At 66.9% G+C, this 16154-nt stretch carries 12 protein-coding genes; 3 read left to right on the forward strand and 9 right to left on the reverse strand.

The window, feature by feature from the left end; translation table 11 throughout:
* Positions 1 to 394 precede the first annotated feature (394 nt).
* Positions 395 to 1378: a LysR family transcriptional regulator gene (locus BN1263_RS15430; RefSeq protein WP_058982350.1), complete on the reverse strand. Its 984-nt coding sequence runs from the start codon at positions 1376 to 1378 to the stop codon at positions 395 to 397.
* Between the two features lie 206 nt (positions 1379 to 1584).
* Here BN1263_RS15430 and cysK point away from each other — a divergent pair, with 206 nt between their 5' ends.
* Together cysK and BN1263_RS15440 are read left to right on the forward strand one after the other, a co-directional pair.
* Positions 1585 to 2544 carry a cysteine synthase A gene (gene cysK, locus BN1263_RS15435; protein WP_058982352.1) on the forward strand — a complete coding sequence of 320 codons (960 nt, stop codon included), beginning with the start codon at positions 1585 to 1587 and terminating at the stop codon, positions 2542 to 2544.
* A gap of 213 nt (positions 2545 to 2757) precedes the next feature.
* A complete protein-coding gene (locus tag BN1263_RS15440; RefSeq protein ID WP_019660020.1) occupies positions 2758 to 3357 on the forward strand; it encodes an O-acetyl-ADP-ribose deacetylase in 600 nt (199 codons plus the stop codon).
* 91 nt (positions 3358 to 3448) lie between these two features.
* Here the strand turns inward: BN1263_RS15440 and BN1263_RS15445 are convergent, their stop codons facing one another.
* From BN1263_RS15445 to gap, 8 genes are all read right to left on the reverse strand, one after another.
* Complete coding sequence (locus BN1263_RS15445; RefSeq protein WP_058982354.1) at positions 3449 to 4597, reverse strand: hypothetical protein; 1149 nt, start codon at positions 4595 to 4597, stop codon at positions 3449 to 3451.
* 129 nt (positions 4598 to 4726) lie between these two features.
* Complete coding sequence (locus BN1263_RS15450; RefSeq protein WP_019660018.1) at positions 4727 to 5731, reverse strand: class I fructose-bisphosphate aldolase; 1005 nt, start codon at positions 5729 to 5731, stop codon at positions 4727 to 4729.
* A gap of 161 nt (positions 5732 to 5892) precedes the next feature.
* The gene (gene pyk, locus BN1263_RS15455; protein ID WP_021203676.1) at positions 5893 to 7359 is read right to left on the reverse strand and encodes a pyruvate kinase; all 1467 of its coding nucleotides are present in this window, start codon (positions 7357 to 7359) and stop codon (positions 5893 to 5895) included.
* A 210-nt stretch (positions 7360 to 7569) separates the two neighbouring features.
* Entirely contained in the window at positions 7570 to 8223 is a 654-nt protein-coding gene (locus BN1263_RS15460; RefSeq protein ID WP_019660016.1) for an HAD hydrolase-like protein, read from the reverse strand.
* Entirely contained in the window at positions 8220 to 9395 is a 1176-nt protein-coding gene (locus BN1263_RS15465) for a phosphoglycerate kinase (protein ID WP_058982357.1), read from the reverse strand. The genes BN1263_RS15460 and BN1263_RS15465 overlap by 4 nt, the downstream gene beginning before the upstream one ends.
* 728 nt (positions 9396 to 10123) lie before the next feature.
* On the reverse strand, positions 10124 to 11500 hold the full coding sequence (locus tag BN1263_RS15470) for a DUF3999 domain-containing protein (RefSeq protein ID WP_058982358.1): 1377 nt from the start codon (positions 11498 to 11500) through the stop codon (positions 10124 to 10126).
* Positions 11497 to 14172, reverse strand: a complete 2676-nt coding sequence (locus tag BN1263_RS15475) for a DUF2339 domain-containing protein (protein ID WP_058982360.1) — start codon at positions 14170 to 14172, stop codon at positions 11497 to 11499. The genes BN1263_RS15470 and BN1263_RS15475 overlap by 4 nt, the downstream gene beginning before the upstream one ends.
* A gap of 125 nt (positions 14173 to 14297) precedes the next feature.
* Positions 14298 to 15302, reverse strand: coding sequence for a type I glyceraldehyde-3-phosphate dehydrogenase (gene gap / locus BN1263_RS15480; protein ID WP_058982362.1), 1005 nt, complete (start codon positions 15300 to 15302; stop codon positions 14298 to 14300).
* Between the two features lie 193 nt (positions 15303 to 15495).
* On the opposite strand from gap, the gene BN1263_RS15485 reads away from it, so the two are divergent.
* The gene (locus tag BN1263_RS15485) at positions 15496 to 16125 is read left to right on the forward strand and encodes an OmpW/AlkL family protein (RefSeq protein WP_058982363.1); all 630 of its coding nucleotides are present in this window, start codon (positions 15496 to 15498) and stop codon (positions 16123 to 16125) included.
* The last annotated feature ends 29 nt before the right edge of the window (positions 16126 to 16154 follow it).

A 16154-nucleotide genomic window follows, 5' to 3' on the forward strand; every position in this document is an offset into this window, starting at 1 on the left:
ATCCATGCCGCGGACACTCCCGCAACCGGACCCACCCCGCCTTCGACAGCTTCCCGCGATCTGCAGGAGATCCACGCCATGCGTGGATGAATCTCCATCGGAATCGAATATTTCGAACTGGAATCGAAAAGCATCCACGCATGGCGTGGATCTACCGTGTCGACCAAGGTCGACACCTACCAACAGCCGCCGGAATCTGTCAGGGGTGGGGCGGTGTGGGCAGGCAGGACCGTTGGCGCCATGGATGGCGCCATCGAGCCCCATGGATGGGTTTACGGCGTGTCCTGCCTGCCCACACCGCCCCGCCCCCCACGGAAGCCAGCTGTTGCTGTTGCTTCGGCTGTTGCCATTGATTCGGCGGGTGCAGGGCTGCAAGCCCTGCTCGACCAACCCCTCACACCGTGATGGTCTGGGTCAGTGACTCCCACGTCGGTGGCACCGGCCACGCTGCGGCCTGGTTGCCATCCAGCACCCGCCGCAGGTCGCGCGGATCAACTTGCGGTGCCAGCACGTGCACCAGCTCCAGCGCGTAATCGCGCAGCACGCGGTCGCGCGGCAGCACCGCCCAGGCGATGCACTCGGCGATCGGGTCCGGGGCCGGCCACGAACGCAGGTCTTCATCGTTGGAACTGACCGCCATCTCGGCCAGCAGGCCCACGCCCAGCCCGGTGCGTACGTAGGTCTTGATCAGGTCCGCATCCAGCGCGGTCAATGCCAGATCGGGCACCAGCCCATTGGCGGCGAAGGCGCGTTGCAGGGATGAGTTCGGTCGGGTCGAGGATTCGTAGCTGATCAACGGCTGGCGGGCCAGCGCGGCCAGGTCCGGTGCGCGGCCGGCGCGGTCCAGCGGGTGCCCCTTGGGTACCACCACCAGGCGCCGCCACCGGAACAGCGGCACTGCGATGCCATCGGTGGGCTCACCGCCTGCGGTGCTGATGATCGCAATATCGGCATCACCCTGGTTCAAGCGGTCCAGCGCGTCTGCTTCACCGGCCTGCTGCAGGTGCACGCTGACCTGCGGGTAGGCCTGCTTGATCGCCGCCACCGCCGGCGGCAGCACGAAGCGCGCCTGGGTGTGCGTGGTGGTCAGGATCAGCTGACCCTGGCTCTCGCGACGCTGGTTTGCCGCGTAGGTGCGGATGTTGTTGGCCTCAGCCAGCACCGCGCGGGCGCGGGCGATGACCTCGGTGCCGGCCGGGGTGACCGACTCCAGGCTGCGGCCCTTGCGCACGAACAACAGAAAGCCGAGCTCGTCTTCCAGCTGCTTGAGCTGCTTGGACAGGCCGGGCTGGGTGGCGTGCACGCGCGAGGCAGCGAGCGTGATGTTCAGCTCGGCATCGGCGATGGCAACCAGGTAGCGCAGCTGGGTCAGCGTCATGGGAGGCAGGCGGCGTGGGGCGGAGGTCCACTCTAGGGTCAATTGCCGTCACCAGCTTATAACCAAAGGTTGTTTAAGAAAGGTATCTGGTCATTTCCGGGCGTCATATGCCGGCGCTACGGTCAGCCGGCAGCCGCTGGCCTGAACAGCCAGCCCTCCCCTTTGCCCGCCGAAGCCCGGCGCGGCCCCGTTTCCGGAGCGCTTCCATGGCCCTGTACGAGTCCATCCTCGATACCGTCGGCAACACCCCCATCGTCAAGCTGCAGCGCCTGGCACCGCCGCAGGTCAGCGTCTACGCCAAGGTCGAGTCATTCAATCCGGGCGGCTCGGTCAAGGACCGCCTGGCGCTGGCAATCATCCTCGACGCCGAAGCGCGTGGCCTGCTCAAGCCAGGCGACACGATCGTGGAGGCCACCTCGGGCAACACCGGCGTGGCGCTGGCGATGGTCGCTGCCGCGCGCGGCTACAAATTCGTGGCCACGATGGTCGAGACCTTCTCGGTGGAGCGTCGCAAGCTGATGCGCGCCTATGGCGCGAAGGTAATCCTGACCCCGGCCGCCGAGCGTGGCAGCGGCATGGTGCGCAAGGCGCGCGAACTGGCCGAGCAGCATGGCTGGTTCCTGGCCAGCCAGTTCGCCAACCCGGCCAATCCGGCTTATCACCGCAACACCACGGCCGCCGAGATCCTGCGCGACTTCGCCGGCAAGCGGCTGGATTACTTCGTCAGTGGCTGGGGCACCGGCGGCACGCTCACCGGCGTGGGCGAAATGTTGAAGGTCGCGCGCCCGCAGACCCGCGTCATTGCTACCGAACCCGCCGGCGCCGCCCTGCTCAAGGGCGATGATTGGAAACCGCACAAGATCCAGGGCTGGACCCCGGATTTCGTGCCGGACGTGCTCAACCGCGATGTGGTGGATGAACTGGTGTCGGTGGAGGATGACCGCGCCATCGCCACCGCGCGCCGACTGGCGGCGGAGGAAGGGATCTTCGTCGGCATCTCCGCCGGCGCCACCGTGGCCAGCGCGCTGGACGTGGCAGCCCGCGCTGAGCCGGGCTCGGTGATCCTGGCGATGCTGCCGGACACCGGTGAACGCTATTTCTCCACGCCGCTGTTCGCCGATGTGAACGAGGGTTCCGACGACGACTGGCTGGCTGGCCTGCCATGACGCAGGCCGCCGGGCATTGCCTGGCGCCACCGCCTGCTGCGGATCCGTGACCGCTTCAGCCTGCGTGAAGGCAGCGACCGCCATCGTGCGTGAAGGCCGTCGGATCGCAGCGCGTGAGACGGTCATGACGCAGTATCGATGCCCTGTCCCCTACCGTGGGGTACAGCCGGCGCAGATGCTGCGCGGAACACCTCACAGGCAGGAGACGGACGCATGAAGATCGAAGTTTGGCAGGGTGACATCACGACCCTGGCGGTGGATGCGATCGTCAACGCGGCCAACGAAACATTGCTCGGCGGGGGTGGTGTGGACGGCGCGATCCATCGTGCGGCCGGCCCCGCATTGCGGGCCGAGTGCGAGCGGTTGCCCGAGCTGCGCCCCGGCGTGCGTTGCCCGACCGGCGAAGTGCGTGCCACCGGCGCTTACGCCTTGCCGGCACGGCATGTACTGCACACGGTGGGCCCGGTCTGGCACGACGGCCAGCGCGACGAGCCGGCATTGCTCGCCAACTGCTACTGGAAATCACTGCAGCTGGCCGAGTCGCTGGGGGTGCAGTCGATCGCCTTCCCGGCGATCAGCTGCGGTGTGTATGGCTATCCGCTGTACCAGGCGGCGCAGATCGCCGTGACCGAGACACTGGCCTGGCAGCGCAGCCATGCGCAGCCGATGCGCATCGTGCTGGTGGCGTTCAATACCGCGACGGCCAAGGCGTACCAGCAAGCGTTGAGCGCCGCCGGGCAAGGCGCAGACGGCGAACCGCGCGGCTCGATGCTGTCGCCGCTGGGTGATGCGGGCTTCGCCGCCGCGCACTGAATCCGGCGGTCAGCGTCAAGGAAAAGGCCGGGCATTGCCCGGCCTTTCCTGTTGCGCCGTTGTCCACACTCCCACGGAGTGTGGAACGCGCTCAACGGCTGGCGGCTTCCACCGCGGCGGCATCATCGGCCGCAGCAGCGGCCGCGTCGGCAGCGGCACTTGCCGCCGAAGCAGCAGCCCCATCGGCGCTGGCGCCGTCCACCTGCACACGCACTTCCACCATGCCCGCGCCGTTGCTGAGGCTGGACACCTCGACGGTGTAATGACCGGCAGGCAACGCTTCTTCCAGGCGTGCGTTGGTATCGTTGCCACCGTCATCGTCGGTCAGTTCGACATCGCCGCCAACTACGCGCAGCACGGTATCGACCTGGCCGGAGATTGCATCCAGCCGCACATTGGTCGGACGGTCCAGCGTCAGCAGGAAGCGGCGGACGCCATCGTTATCGAGCATCGTGTACACGCTGCCGGACTTCGGCAGTGCGGTGCCATCGCGATCGACCAGGTTGCCCGGCAGCTCGATCCGATTGGCCGACAAGGTGAACATGCCACTGACGCCGTCGCCGAGGCCACGCGCGGTCAGCGTGTACTTGCCCGGCTTCAGCGACAGGGTCAGGCGCGAGTTGGTGCTGTCCCCGCCGTCGTCATTCTCGGCATCCACGCCCTGCCCGGACAGCTTCAGCACCGGGTCGAAGGCGTCCGAGACCAGCCGGATCTCGTACAGGCCCGCCTTGTCCACCTGCAACGTGTAGTCCTGCGAGTTGCTGGCCAGCATATCGACGATCTCGCCACTGCCCGCCAGCGGCTTGCCGTCGTACGGCTTCAGCTTCTCGGCGCGAAGGCGATAAGGGCCGAACGCGGTCGGGCCATCGGCGTTGACTGCCACCTGGTAGGTACCACTGCCGTTGGCACGGAAAGCCAGCGAGACGTCCCCCTCGCGCTCATAGCCTGTGTTGCTGGTGGATACCAGGCTGCCGTTGTTGAACACCGCAATCGAGCCGCTGAGGGCACCAGTGAGCTTCAGGCCGACCAGATCCCTGTCTTCCAGCTTGATCTGGTAGAGCTGGTGATGGCTGCCGTCATTGAAGTTGATGCCGCTGCGCGAGGTGATCTCGCCGGAGACCGGCTTGTCGAAATCGAGCGACGCGGCCTTGCCTGCCTCGGCACCGCCGCCACCGATGCGGTTGCCCCCGCCGGCGACCAGGACCGTGGCTACGGCCAGTGTGATTGCTGCCAAACGCATGTTGTTTCTCCTTGGCCTTCCATGTGGTTCCCACGCACCGGCCGGGCGCATGGGGGCGGAAAAGATACCCGCAAAAGCAAACGCCGGCGTGATGCCGGCGCTGCCTTGTTCATCCAGCGATGGGACGGATCAACCGTTCCACTTGCCCAGCGCGGCCAGGCCATTGTCCCTGGCGCGCTCGTACACGGTCTTCTGGGCAGCAGCGTAGTTGCCCTTCATGTCCTTGGCCCACAGCTTCAGCGCGGCCTGCTGCATGGCACGGCCGTAGGAGAAGCTCAGCGGCCACGGCAGGTTGCCCAGCTGGTTCATCGCGTTCAGGTGCTCGGTGGACTGCTCGTCGCTCTGGCCACCGGACAGGAACACCACGCCCGGCAGGATGGCCGGCACGGTGCTCTTCAGGCACATCACGGTCGACTCGGCCACTTCCTCGACATCGGCCTGCTCTTCACAGTCCTTGCCCGAGATGACCATCGAAGCCTTCAGGATGGTGCCTTCCAGCAGCACGTTCTGCTGGTACAGGGCGTCGAACAGCGAACGCAGGGTCGCTTCGGTGACTTCGTAGCAGGTCTCGATGTCGTGGTCGCCGTCCATGATCACTTCCGGCTCGACCATCGGCACCAGGCCGCATTCCTGGCACAGCGCTGCGTAGCGGGCCAGCGCATGGGCGTTGGACTCGATGCAGGTGCCCGACGGGATGCTCTCGCCGATGTTGATCACAGCACGCCACTTGGCAAACCGCGCGCCCAGCTTGTAGTACTCCTGCAGGCGCTCGCGCAGGCCATCCAGGCCTTCGGTCACCAGCTCGCCCGGGCAGCCGGCCAGCGGGTGCGCGCCCTTGTCCACCTTGATGCCCGGAATCATGCCGTGGTCGGCCATGTACTTGGCGAACGGCACGCCGTCCTTGGTCGACTGGCGGATGGTTTCGTCAAACAGGATGGCGCCGGAGATGTGCTCGTTGAGCTTCGGCGTGGTCAGCAGCAGTTCGCGGTAGGCACGACGGTTCTCCTCGGTGTTCTCGATACCGACGCCAGCGAAACGCTTGGCGATGGTAGCGGTGGATTCGTCGATCGCGATGATGCCCTTGCCCGGGGCAACCATGGCCTGGGCGGTTTCAGCCAGCTGTTCGATGCTCATGTACTTCCTGTGGCGGGTGCGGGAAAAACACAAGTATAGCCCCGCCGCCCGTTGCGCCGGCGTGCAGGCCAGAATGGAAACGATTCCAATGTCGGCGCAGGACAAGCGATGTCCTGCGGCACGGGGTCAGAGCCCTTGCGGGGATCCGACCCCGGCGGGCCTCAGAGGTCGCCCAGGCCGATGGCGCGGCCGTCCTCTCCCACTTCCAGCAGGCGCAGGGTATTGGTGGCACCGTGGGTTTCCATGTGCTCGCCACTGGTGAACACGACGCGGTCACCGGCCTGCAGCAGTTCGGCTTCCACCAGCAGGCGGATGCTGCCGCGCGCGGCTTCGCGCGGGGTCAGGCCCCGGCTGTCGAAGTTGATCGGGAACACATCGCGCATCAGGGCCATCTGGCGGCGCGCGCCGTCGTGGCGGGTGACTGCGAACACCGGCGCCTTGGCGCGGAACCGCGACAGGTAGCGGGCGGTGCCACCGGATTCGGTCATCGCCACGATCGCACGCACGCCCACGTGCTGCGACAGGAACATGGTGGCCATGGCAATCGCCTGGTCGGCACGTTCCAGATTACGCGGCGAGGCGTTGAAGTCGGTCTCGGTCTGGAACTGGCGCTCGGCACCCAGGCAGATACGCGCCATCGCTTCCACCGCCTTGACCGGCCAGGCACCGGCAGCGGTCTCGGCCGACAGCATCACCGCGTCGGTGCCATCGATGACCGAGTTGGCCACGTCCAGCACTTCGGCGCGGGTCGGGATCGGGCTTTCAACCATCGACTGCAGCATCTGCGTGGCGGTGATCACCACCTTGTTCTGCGCAAGCGAGGCCTTGATGATCTTCTTCTGCAGGCCGGGCAGCTCGGCATCGCCGATTTCCACGCCGAGGTCGCCACGGGCGACCATCACAACGTCACTGGCCTCGACGATCTCTTCCAGGTTCTCGATCGCCTCGGTGCGCTCGATCTTCGACACCAGCGCGGCATCGCAGCCGTGCGAGCGGGCGATCTCGCGCGCGTCGTTCATGTCCTGCGCGTTGCGGCAGAACGACACGGCGATGAAGTCGACACCGATCTTGGCGACGATGCCGATCAGTTCCTTGTCGCGCTCGGTCAGTGCGCCCAGCGAGAGGCCACCGCCCTGCTTGTTCAGTCCCTTGCGATCAGACAGCGCGCCGTCGTTGAGCACGGTGCTGATGATGCGCTCGCCCTGCACCTCCACCACCTGCAGCTGCATCAGGCCATCATCGAGCAGCAGGACATCGCCCGGGCCGACGTCCTGCGGCAGGCCGAGGTAGCTGACGCCTACCTGGGTCGCATCGCCGGGGCCGGCGTTGGTGCTGGCGATCAGGTCGAAGCGGTCACCCGCCTTGAGCTGCACCTTGCCTTCGGCAAAGCGCTCGATGCGGATCTTCGGGCCCGGCAGGTCGGCCAGGATGCCCACTTCCACGCCCACGCGGGCAGCGGCGGCACGCACTTCGGCGGCACGCTTGGCCTGGCCGGAGGGGTCGCCATGGCTGAAGTTCAGGCGTACCACGTTGACGCCGGCGCGGAACAGATCCTCCAGCACGCCCGGCGGATCAGTGGCCGGACCGAGGGTGGCAAGGATCTTGGTGCGACGCTGACGCTCGAACATGGTGAATGGGCCTCTCCCGGTAAAGGACGGAAATTAGCACATCCTTCACGTCGCATGTATACGGTTACAGCCTTGTGCCGCTTGTCTTCGCGGGTCATGGAACGGACATCACCCGGACATACGCCGGCGCAGGCAGTTCTGTAGAGCCGAGCCCATGCTCGGCTGGGCATAGGCCGAAGCAGCCGAGCATGGGCTCGGCTCTACAGGAGCCTAGGCCAACAGCGTCGTCAGCTGCGCCGGCTCACGGGCCAGCTGGCCGGCGCCGGCTTCGGTCAGTTCGGCCTCACCGCCAAAGCCCCACAGCACGCCCACACTGCGCAGGCCGTGGTGGCGCGCGCCTTCGATGTCCATGCGGCGGTCGCCGATCATCCAGCACTGCGCAGGCTGCACCTGCAGCCGACGCAACGCCTCGCCGACCAGTTCCGGCTTGTGGCTGCGCGAGCCGTCCAGGGTCGAACCGACGATTTCCTCGAACAGCCCGCCGAACGGCAGGTGGGCAAGGATGCGGCGCGCATGCGGCTCGTTCTTGGCCGTGACCACCGCTAGGCGGTGACCACGACCATGCAACGTGCGCAGGGTGTCCTCCACCTGCGGGTACACCGTGTGCTCGCGCCAGCCTTCGACATCGAAGCGCTCCCGGTAGTAGCCCACTGCCTGTTCCACCCGCGCCGGTTCACCGAACAGCGGCATGAAGGTGGTACGCAGCGACGGACCGATCCAGCCCCGCAGGGTGTCCTGCGGCGGCACCGGGTACTCCATCTTCTGCAGCGCATAGGCGATGCAGGCGGTGATGCCCACCTGCGAATCGATCAGCGTGCCGTCCAGGTCGAAGAACAGCACATCCTTGCCGCGCTCGCCACTCATGCGCCGCGCGCGTCGAGTGCGGCCACTGCAGGCAGAGTCTTGCCTTCCAGGAACTCCAGGAACGCACCACCACCAGTTGAGATGTAGCTGACGTCGCCGGCGATATCGAACTTGTCGACCGCGGCCAGGGTGTCCCCACCGCCGGCGATGGAGAACGCCTTCGAGCTGGCGATCGCGCGGGCCAGCGCTTCGGTGCCCTTGCTGAAGGCCTCGAACTCGAACACGCCGACCGGGCCGTTCCAGACCACGGTGCCGGCCTTCTCGATCAGCTGCGCGTACTGCGCGGCGGTCTGCGGGCCGATGTCCAGGATCAGGTCGTCTTCGGCAACGGCATCGACCGCCTTCACTTCCGCGGCAGCGTCGGGCAGGAACTGCTTGGCGGTGACCACGTCCACCGGCAGCGGAATGTCGGCGCCACGCGCCTTCGCATCGGCCACGATCTTCTTCGCCGTGTCCAGCAGGTCCGGTTCATACAGCGACTTGCCGACGTTATGGCCAGCGGCAGCAATGAAAGTATTGGCGATGCCGCCACCCACGATCAGCTGATCGACCTTGCCGACCAGGTTGGCCAGCAGTTCCAGCTTGGTGCTGACCTTGCTGCCGGCGACGATGGCAAGCAACGGCTTGGCCGGTGCATCCAGCGCCTGCGCCAGCGCGTCCAGCTCGGCCATCAGCAGCGGGCCACCGGCCGCGACCGGTGCGAAGCGGATGACACCATGGGTGGAGGCCTGCGCACGGTGCGCGGTGCCGAAGGCATCCATCACGAACACATCGCATAGCGCCGCGTACTTCTTCGACAGGGCTTCATCGTCCTTGCCCTCGCCGACGTTCATGCGGCAATTTTCCAGCAGCACCAGCTGGCCCGGCTGCACCTCGACGCCGTCGACCCAGTCACGCACCAGCGGAACCTCGCGGCCGAGCAGTTCGGACAGGCGCTGGGCCACCGGCGCCAGCGAATCGGCTTCGCTCCACACGCCTTCCTTCGGGCGCCCCAGATGCGAGGTGACCATCACCGCCGCGCCCTGCTCCAGCGCACGCTTGAGCGTCGGCAGCGAAGCGGTGATGCGCTGTTCGGAAGTGATGCGGCCATTCTCGATCGGCACGTTCAGATCCTGGCGGATCAGCACGCGCTTGCCGGAGAGGTCGAGGTCGGTCATGCGGACGATGGACATGGGCAACTCTTTGGCTCAGGGACGGGATGCCGGGGTACGGCAGACGGCCATTGTATCGGGTGCGGGTGGTGGGAGGGTCGATGCCTGCGGCAGGCAGAGGCGCACGGCAACGGCAACGGCAACGGCAACAGCAACAGCAACTGCCAAAGCGCTGACGCTTCATGATGCTGGGGGTGGGCCGGGGCGGTGTGGGCTGGCAGGGGGCGCCGTGAATCCGTCCATGGAGGCTTGGCAGCCGCATCCATGCGGCTGACACCCCTGCCAACCCACACCGCCCCGGCCTCGACAGGTTCATGTGACGGAGCGGATGGCAAAGGCAAGAGCGGTTTCTGATGTCGGATGGAGAAAGAAGGGGTCAGATCCGTTTTCCTGCGGAAAACGGATCTGACCCCGAGGGCCCCGCTGTTCTGTAGAGCCGAGCCCATGCTCGGCTGGAGATTTCGCGGAGAGCAGCCGAGCGTGGGCTCGGCTCTACAAGAAGCGCCCAGCGAAGCTGCATTGCTTTTGCTCTTCTTTTTTCTCTTCCGTGGGTGGACGCAACCGGAAACTGTCAGAGGCCGGGCGGGGTGGGTTCGCGGGGGTGTCAGCCGCATGGATGCGGCTGCCAAGCCTACAAGGACGTACTTGCGGTGTCCCCCACGAACCCACCCCGCCCGGTCAAGCGCGGCTTTTGCTTTTGCTTTGCACGACCAACCCCACCCACGAGGGGCTGCGCCGTTCGCCGGAACCTACGCCGAAGGCGCCGGCTTCTGCCGAAGCAGGCTGACCGCCAGGCCGCCAACAACCAACACACCCAGCCCCAGCAGCGCCCACAGCAACCACGCCTTCCAATCGTGCTGCGGCTTCAGCGCCGCATCGCCGGCCAGCGGTTCCGGACTGCCTTCCAGGCGCGCCAGCGTCGGCTGCCACGACGGATCATTACGCTGGCGCAGCTCTTCAATCAGCACGCCGATCGGCGCTTCCATGCGGCGCGCGGTCGCGCTGCCCACTGCCAGTGCGTATGGCGCTGCACCCTGGCTCAGGAACACCAGCACTTCGGGTTGATAACCCAGTCGCAGGGTGGGTGCGGTTGCCGTTTCGGCGGGGTTCGCCACCAGCTTCCAGTAACGATCGCGGTGCACGCCGCCCAGCGGTTGCGCGGCCGATTGCTGCCGTTGGCCCTGCGCGCCCTGCTGCAGCTGATAGGCAATCCACGGTGCGCTGCGGCGCTGCCACTCCGCGCTCTCGTCATCGCGGCTGAACAAAGTCCACTGCACCAGGCTGTTGTCAGTGCTGGCCACGTCGGCACGCGCCGCCGGGAAGCGGCCATCCATCTCGAAGGTGTATTCGCCCTTGCCCTTCGAGGTCGGTGCCAGCGACAACCACTCCCACGGCAGCGTTGCCGGCGCCGGCGGCAGCTCGGCCAGTACGCTGCGCAACGTTGGCAGACGGGCATCGCCCTGCGCCAGCACGCGCAGATAGCGCGCTTCCCCATCCACCTGCAGGCGGCGCTGCAGCAGGCGCTTGCCGGCACGCTGCAGATCCACCAGCGGGATGTCGCGGCCAAGTGCGCGCCAATGCTGCAGGTCGTCGCTGACGTCCAGCTGCACCTGAGCCTGCAACGGCTGGCCACTGTCGGCCCAATCCAGTACCAGCGCCGCCAGCGGTTGCTGGCCCAGCACACTGGCGTCGATCAGCCAGCCGCCCTGCCCGTTGGCCCTTGCACCGCCAGTCACGCGTGCTTCCACGCGACGGACACGGCCATCGGTATCGCGCTCGGTCAGCAACTGCAGGTCGTTACGCTGTGCTTCGGCCAGCGGCGGCAACGCGAACCACGGCAGTTCCCGCTGCACCGGCGGTTGTGCCAGCGGCTGGTCCGGCGCGAGCAATGCCGACGGCAACGATTGGCCGGCGGCATTGAACACCTGCACGTCACCCAGGTCTGCGCTACCGGAGCGACGGTAGATCGCCGGTTCCAGCACGACACGGTAGGCACCCGATTGTGCGCTGGACAACGTCAGCGGCCACTGTTCGGCGTACTGGGTACGGTAATCGGCAGCCTGTGCGGTGATGGCGGCCAGCATGCCGAACATCGCCGGCAGCAGCGCCCTGCTCCACGTCTTCATTGTTTTTCCTCCACGGTCGGCGCCGCGCTGGGCGGCGCCGGTGCCAGATAACCCACGACCGTGCACAGCAGGCCGTAGGCGATGAACGATGCGATGCCCAGCAGGTTGCCCAGGTGCTGGCGATCGACAAGCACCAGCTTGGCCAACACCACGCCCATCAGCACCGCTCCCACCATCCACAACACGCGCTGGCCACGGCGCGAACCCCAGACCCAGGCGATCACGCCGAGCACGCTCCACAGCACGGTCAGGCTGGTCTGCGCCAGGCTGGAACGCATCATCGACGAACTCCACGACAGGCCGCCCCACTGATGCACGCCATGCAGCACCAGGCTGGTCAGCGCGACGAAGATGGCCAATGCCAACAGCGGCAGCCGGATCGCCACCAGCGCCCGCGGTGCCCGCCCGCTGTACAGCCAGCGCGCCAGCAGCGCCAGGCTCAACCACTGCCCCAGCTCGGCCGGGTTCAACACCGGCAGCCACGGCAGCGGCGCTGCGTCACCCGGCAGCAACTGGCCGAACAGCCAGCCTGCGGACAGCAGGCCGAACAGCACGCACTGCAACGGCAGGCGCACGCTGTCGAAGGCAGCTCCCAGGGGCCACCGTAGTGCGTCCCAGCGCCACAACGACAGCGCCGCCATCAGCAGCCATGGCAGCGTGAACAGCAGCAGCGTCCAGCCCTGCGCCAGCCCGGCCTCGCCACCGCCCCACAGGGCCAGCAGCGAAAGCAGCGACGGCCACAGCAGCCACCACAGGAACTGCGCGATACGTGCCACGGTGTTGCCGCCCTGGCGCAGGCACAGCAACGTACGGACGCCCAGCGCCGCGAACACCGCCCAGGCCAGCGCGCCATAGCCGGCGAACGGCTGCTGGTGCGCATCGCTCTGCATCAGCGCCAGCGGGAAGCCCAGGGCCAGCATCGCCAGCGCGGAGACGCCCAGCGCGCGTGCCGGCTGGCGGCGCTGCATTTCAGCCGCCAGCCAGGCCGTGGCTGCGACCAGCACAAGCAGCGCGTCGGCCTGGGTGCGGTGCGGGAAGAAGCGGAAGATCTCGTGCACCAGCCCTCCCAGCCACCACAGCAGGCCCCACAGGTAGTAAACCAGTGCGATCTCGTGGCGCACCCTGCGCTGGTAGCTCCACGCCGACGCGAAGCCGGCAATGGCCAGCAGCAACGCGCCGATGGCGGTCGGGTTGAGCAGGAAGCGTGCGTCGTCGAGCCAGTGGTCGGCGCCGGCCACAAAGGCGAACGCAGCACCGATCTGCAGCAACGCGCCGGACACCTGCGGCAGCCAGCGCTTCTGGCGCAGGCCCAGCCAGGCCAGGCCCGCACCTTCCAGTGCGAACACCGCGCCGGTGGCACGCGCAGATAATGCCAGCGGCACCGCCAGCGTGGCGAAGCCCACCGCCAGCACCGCATGCGACTGCGCCAGCACGGTGTAAGACGCGCGCGCGATCAGTGCCCGCGCCAGTACGGCGTAGATCGCCGCCAGGCCCAGCGCGCACAGCGCCAGCGTCATCGGCTGCTCGTGCAGCATGCCCGCCTGCATCGAGAAGGCAACCAGGGGCGTGCCGAACACCAGGCTGCCGTCGACCAGGTCACGTCGCCCGGCGGGCTGCCGGCGCGCGTACAGCAGCGGGATCAACAGGTAGAAGGCGAAGAACAGCAGCAGGAACGGCTCGGTGCTGCTGAACTTGTCCGGCGCGTACTGCAACACGCCCCAGAACGTACCGATGCCGAAGGTAAAAGCGAAGCCAAGCAGGTTCAGCGCACGCCACGGACGGAACCAGGCGATGGCGAAGATGCCAGCGTTGAGCACCGCGTAGTAGCTGAACAGCCCCACGTGGTTGCCACTGCCGGTGGACAGCCACAGCGGCGCCATGAAGCCGGCGAGGATGCCCAGCACCGCCAACGTGCGCGAGTTCTGCACCACCGCCAGCACGCACAGGCCGGCCACCAGCGCGATCGAACTGGCGAAGGCAAACCCGGGGTTGAGCAGCTCGAACCGTTTGAAGGCGGCGAAGATGGTCAGCAGCAACACGCCGATGGCACCGCCCTGCAGTGCCAGTGCGAACAGGCGCCGGCGCTCGCGCTGGTGCCAGCCGAACGCCAACAGGCCCAGCGCACCCACGGTGACACCGGCCAGGCGCAGCTCGATCGGCAGCACCAGCCAGCCCTGGTCGCTGACGTACTTCAACAGCGCGGCAACACCGGCCAGCAGCACCAGCATGCCGATCTTGACCGGCACGTTGCCCTCGGTGAACCAGCGCTTGACCGCGCCGATGCCGCGCTCGATGAAGTTGGGCAGTGCCGGTTCGGGGGGCAACGGCGGCTGCACCGGCGCGGGTGGCACCGGCGGTGGTGCGACCGGGCGCGGCGCCTCCACTGCCGCAGACACCGCTTCGCGCACCGGCGGTGGCGTTGGCTGGGGCGGAGGCGGTGCGGCAGCCGCCCCCGGCCGCAGGAACGGCGGATCGGCGCCGGCCACAGGCAGGGGCGCAGACCGTTCCGGCGCAGGCTCGGCTGCAACCGGCCGGGCGGCCGGCGCGGCAGCCATGGCGGCTTCCAGCGCGGCCACACGGCGGCGCAGGCCAGCGATCATCACCAGCGCCACCACCAGCAGCAGCGGGATGGCCAGCAGAACCAGTACCACCAGGGCTATCAATGCTTCCATTGCATGCTTCCATTGCAATCCCGCGCCCCAGCGGCAGCGGTCGACCGGGCCATGCTACGACAGGGCCGGCCCCATAAACGACGAACCCCGGCCAGGCCGGGGTCCGCGTGCGATCTTCGCCGGCCTTACTTGGCGGCGACAACCTTGGCCATTTCCAGGCACTTGTTGGAATAGCCCCACTCGTTGTCGTACCACGACACGAGCTTGACGAAGGTGCCGTCCAGGGCGATGCCGGCGTCTGCGTCGAACACCGAGGTGTGGGTTTCACCGACGAAATCGGTGGCCACCACCTTGTCTTCGGTGTAGCCCAGGATGCCCTTCAGCGCGCCTTCGCTCTGTGCCTTCACTTCGGCGCAGATCTCGGCGTAGGTGGCTTCCTTTTCCAGCTCGACGGTCAGGTCGACCACCGACACGTCGGAGGTCGGGACGCGGAAGCTCATGCCGGTCAGCTTCTTGTTCAGTTCCGGAATGACCACGCCGACGGCCTTTGCCGCACCGGTGGACGACGGAATGATGTTTTCCAGGATGCCACGGCCGCCGCGCCAGTCCTTGTTGGACGGGCCATCGACGGTCTTCTGGGTGGCGGTGGCCGCATGCACCGTGGTCATCAGGCCACGCTTGATGCCCCACTTGTCGTTGATGACCTTGGCCAGCGGGGCCAGGCAGTTGGTGGTGCACGACGCGTTGGAGATGATCGCCTGGCCGGCGTAGGTCTTGTCGTTCACGCCGTAGACGAACATCGGGGTGTCGTCCTTCGACGGTGCCGACATGATGACCTTCTTCGCGCCGGCATCGATGTGCTTCTGCGCGGTTTCCTTGGTCAGGAACAGGCCGGTGGACTCGATCACCACGTCCACGTCCACCTCGTTCCACTTCAGGTTGGCCGGGTCGCGTTCCTGGGTCAGGCGGATCTTCTTGCCGTTGACCAGCAGGTCGTTGCCCTGCACCGCCACGTCGGCCTGGAAGCGGCCGTGCACGGAGTCGTACTTGAGCATGTACGCCAGGTAGTCCGGCTCCAGCAGATCGTTGATGGCCACGATTTCGATGTCGTCGCCGAAGTTCAGCACCGCCGAGCGCAGGACGTTACGCCCGATGCGACCGAAACCGTTGATACCAACCTTGATTGCCATTTCTCAAGCTCCTGCGGCCGCGACAGGTGCGGCGGGATGGATAGGGCCCACAAGTCTAGCAAACCGCCGCTGGCCACCGTGGGCCAGTCGGGGGCCGCCGGCGGGCCCACGGACAGGATTTGATCCGGATCAAAGCGTTAGCACGGCGTGAGGCCGAGACTGTCGCCATCCACCCAGCAACGAGATCACCCCCATGCGCAAGACCTCCCCCCTGATCCTGGCCGGCCTGGCCGCAGCCTTGTCCCTCGCCGCCGCTCCGGCCATGGCCCAGTCCAAGGGCGACTGGACGATCTCGGCCGGCGTGCACCAGGTGGCGCCGAAGTCGAACAACGGCTGGCTGGCCGGCGGCACCCTGAAGGTCGACGTCGACAACGACGTGAAGCCGACCATCACCGGTGAATACTTCATCGCCGACAATCTGGGCATCGAAGTGCTGGCGGCGCTGCCGTTCAAGCACGACATCAACATCAACGGCCTCGGCCGCGTCGGCAGCACCAAGCAGCTGCCGCCGGTGGTCACCCTGCAGTACCATTTCAACAGCAAGGGCAAGGTGTCGCCGTTCATTGGTGCGGGCGTGAACTACACCACCTTCTTCAGCGAAGACACCACCGGTGCGCTGAAGGACAGCCGCCTGAAGCTGCAGGATTCGTGGGGCCTGGCCGCGCATGCGGGCGTGGACTTCGCGATCGGCGAGAAGGGCGCGCTGCGCGTTGACATGCGCTGGATCGACATCGACAGCAAGGTGAAGTTGAACGGCGAGAAGATCGGCACGGTCAACATCGATCCGCTGGTCTACGGCGCTTCGTACGTCTTCAAGTTCTAAGCGGTGTGTTGGGCGCGGGGGCTTCGCCC

Origin of the sequence: Stenotrophomonas thermophila (assembly GCF_001499715.1) — a bacterium.
Lineage (GTDB): Bacteria > Pseudomonadota > Gammaproteobacteria > Xanthomonadales > Xanthomonadaceae > Stenotrophomonas > Stenotrophomonas hibiscicola.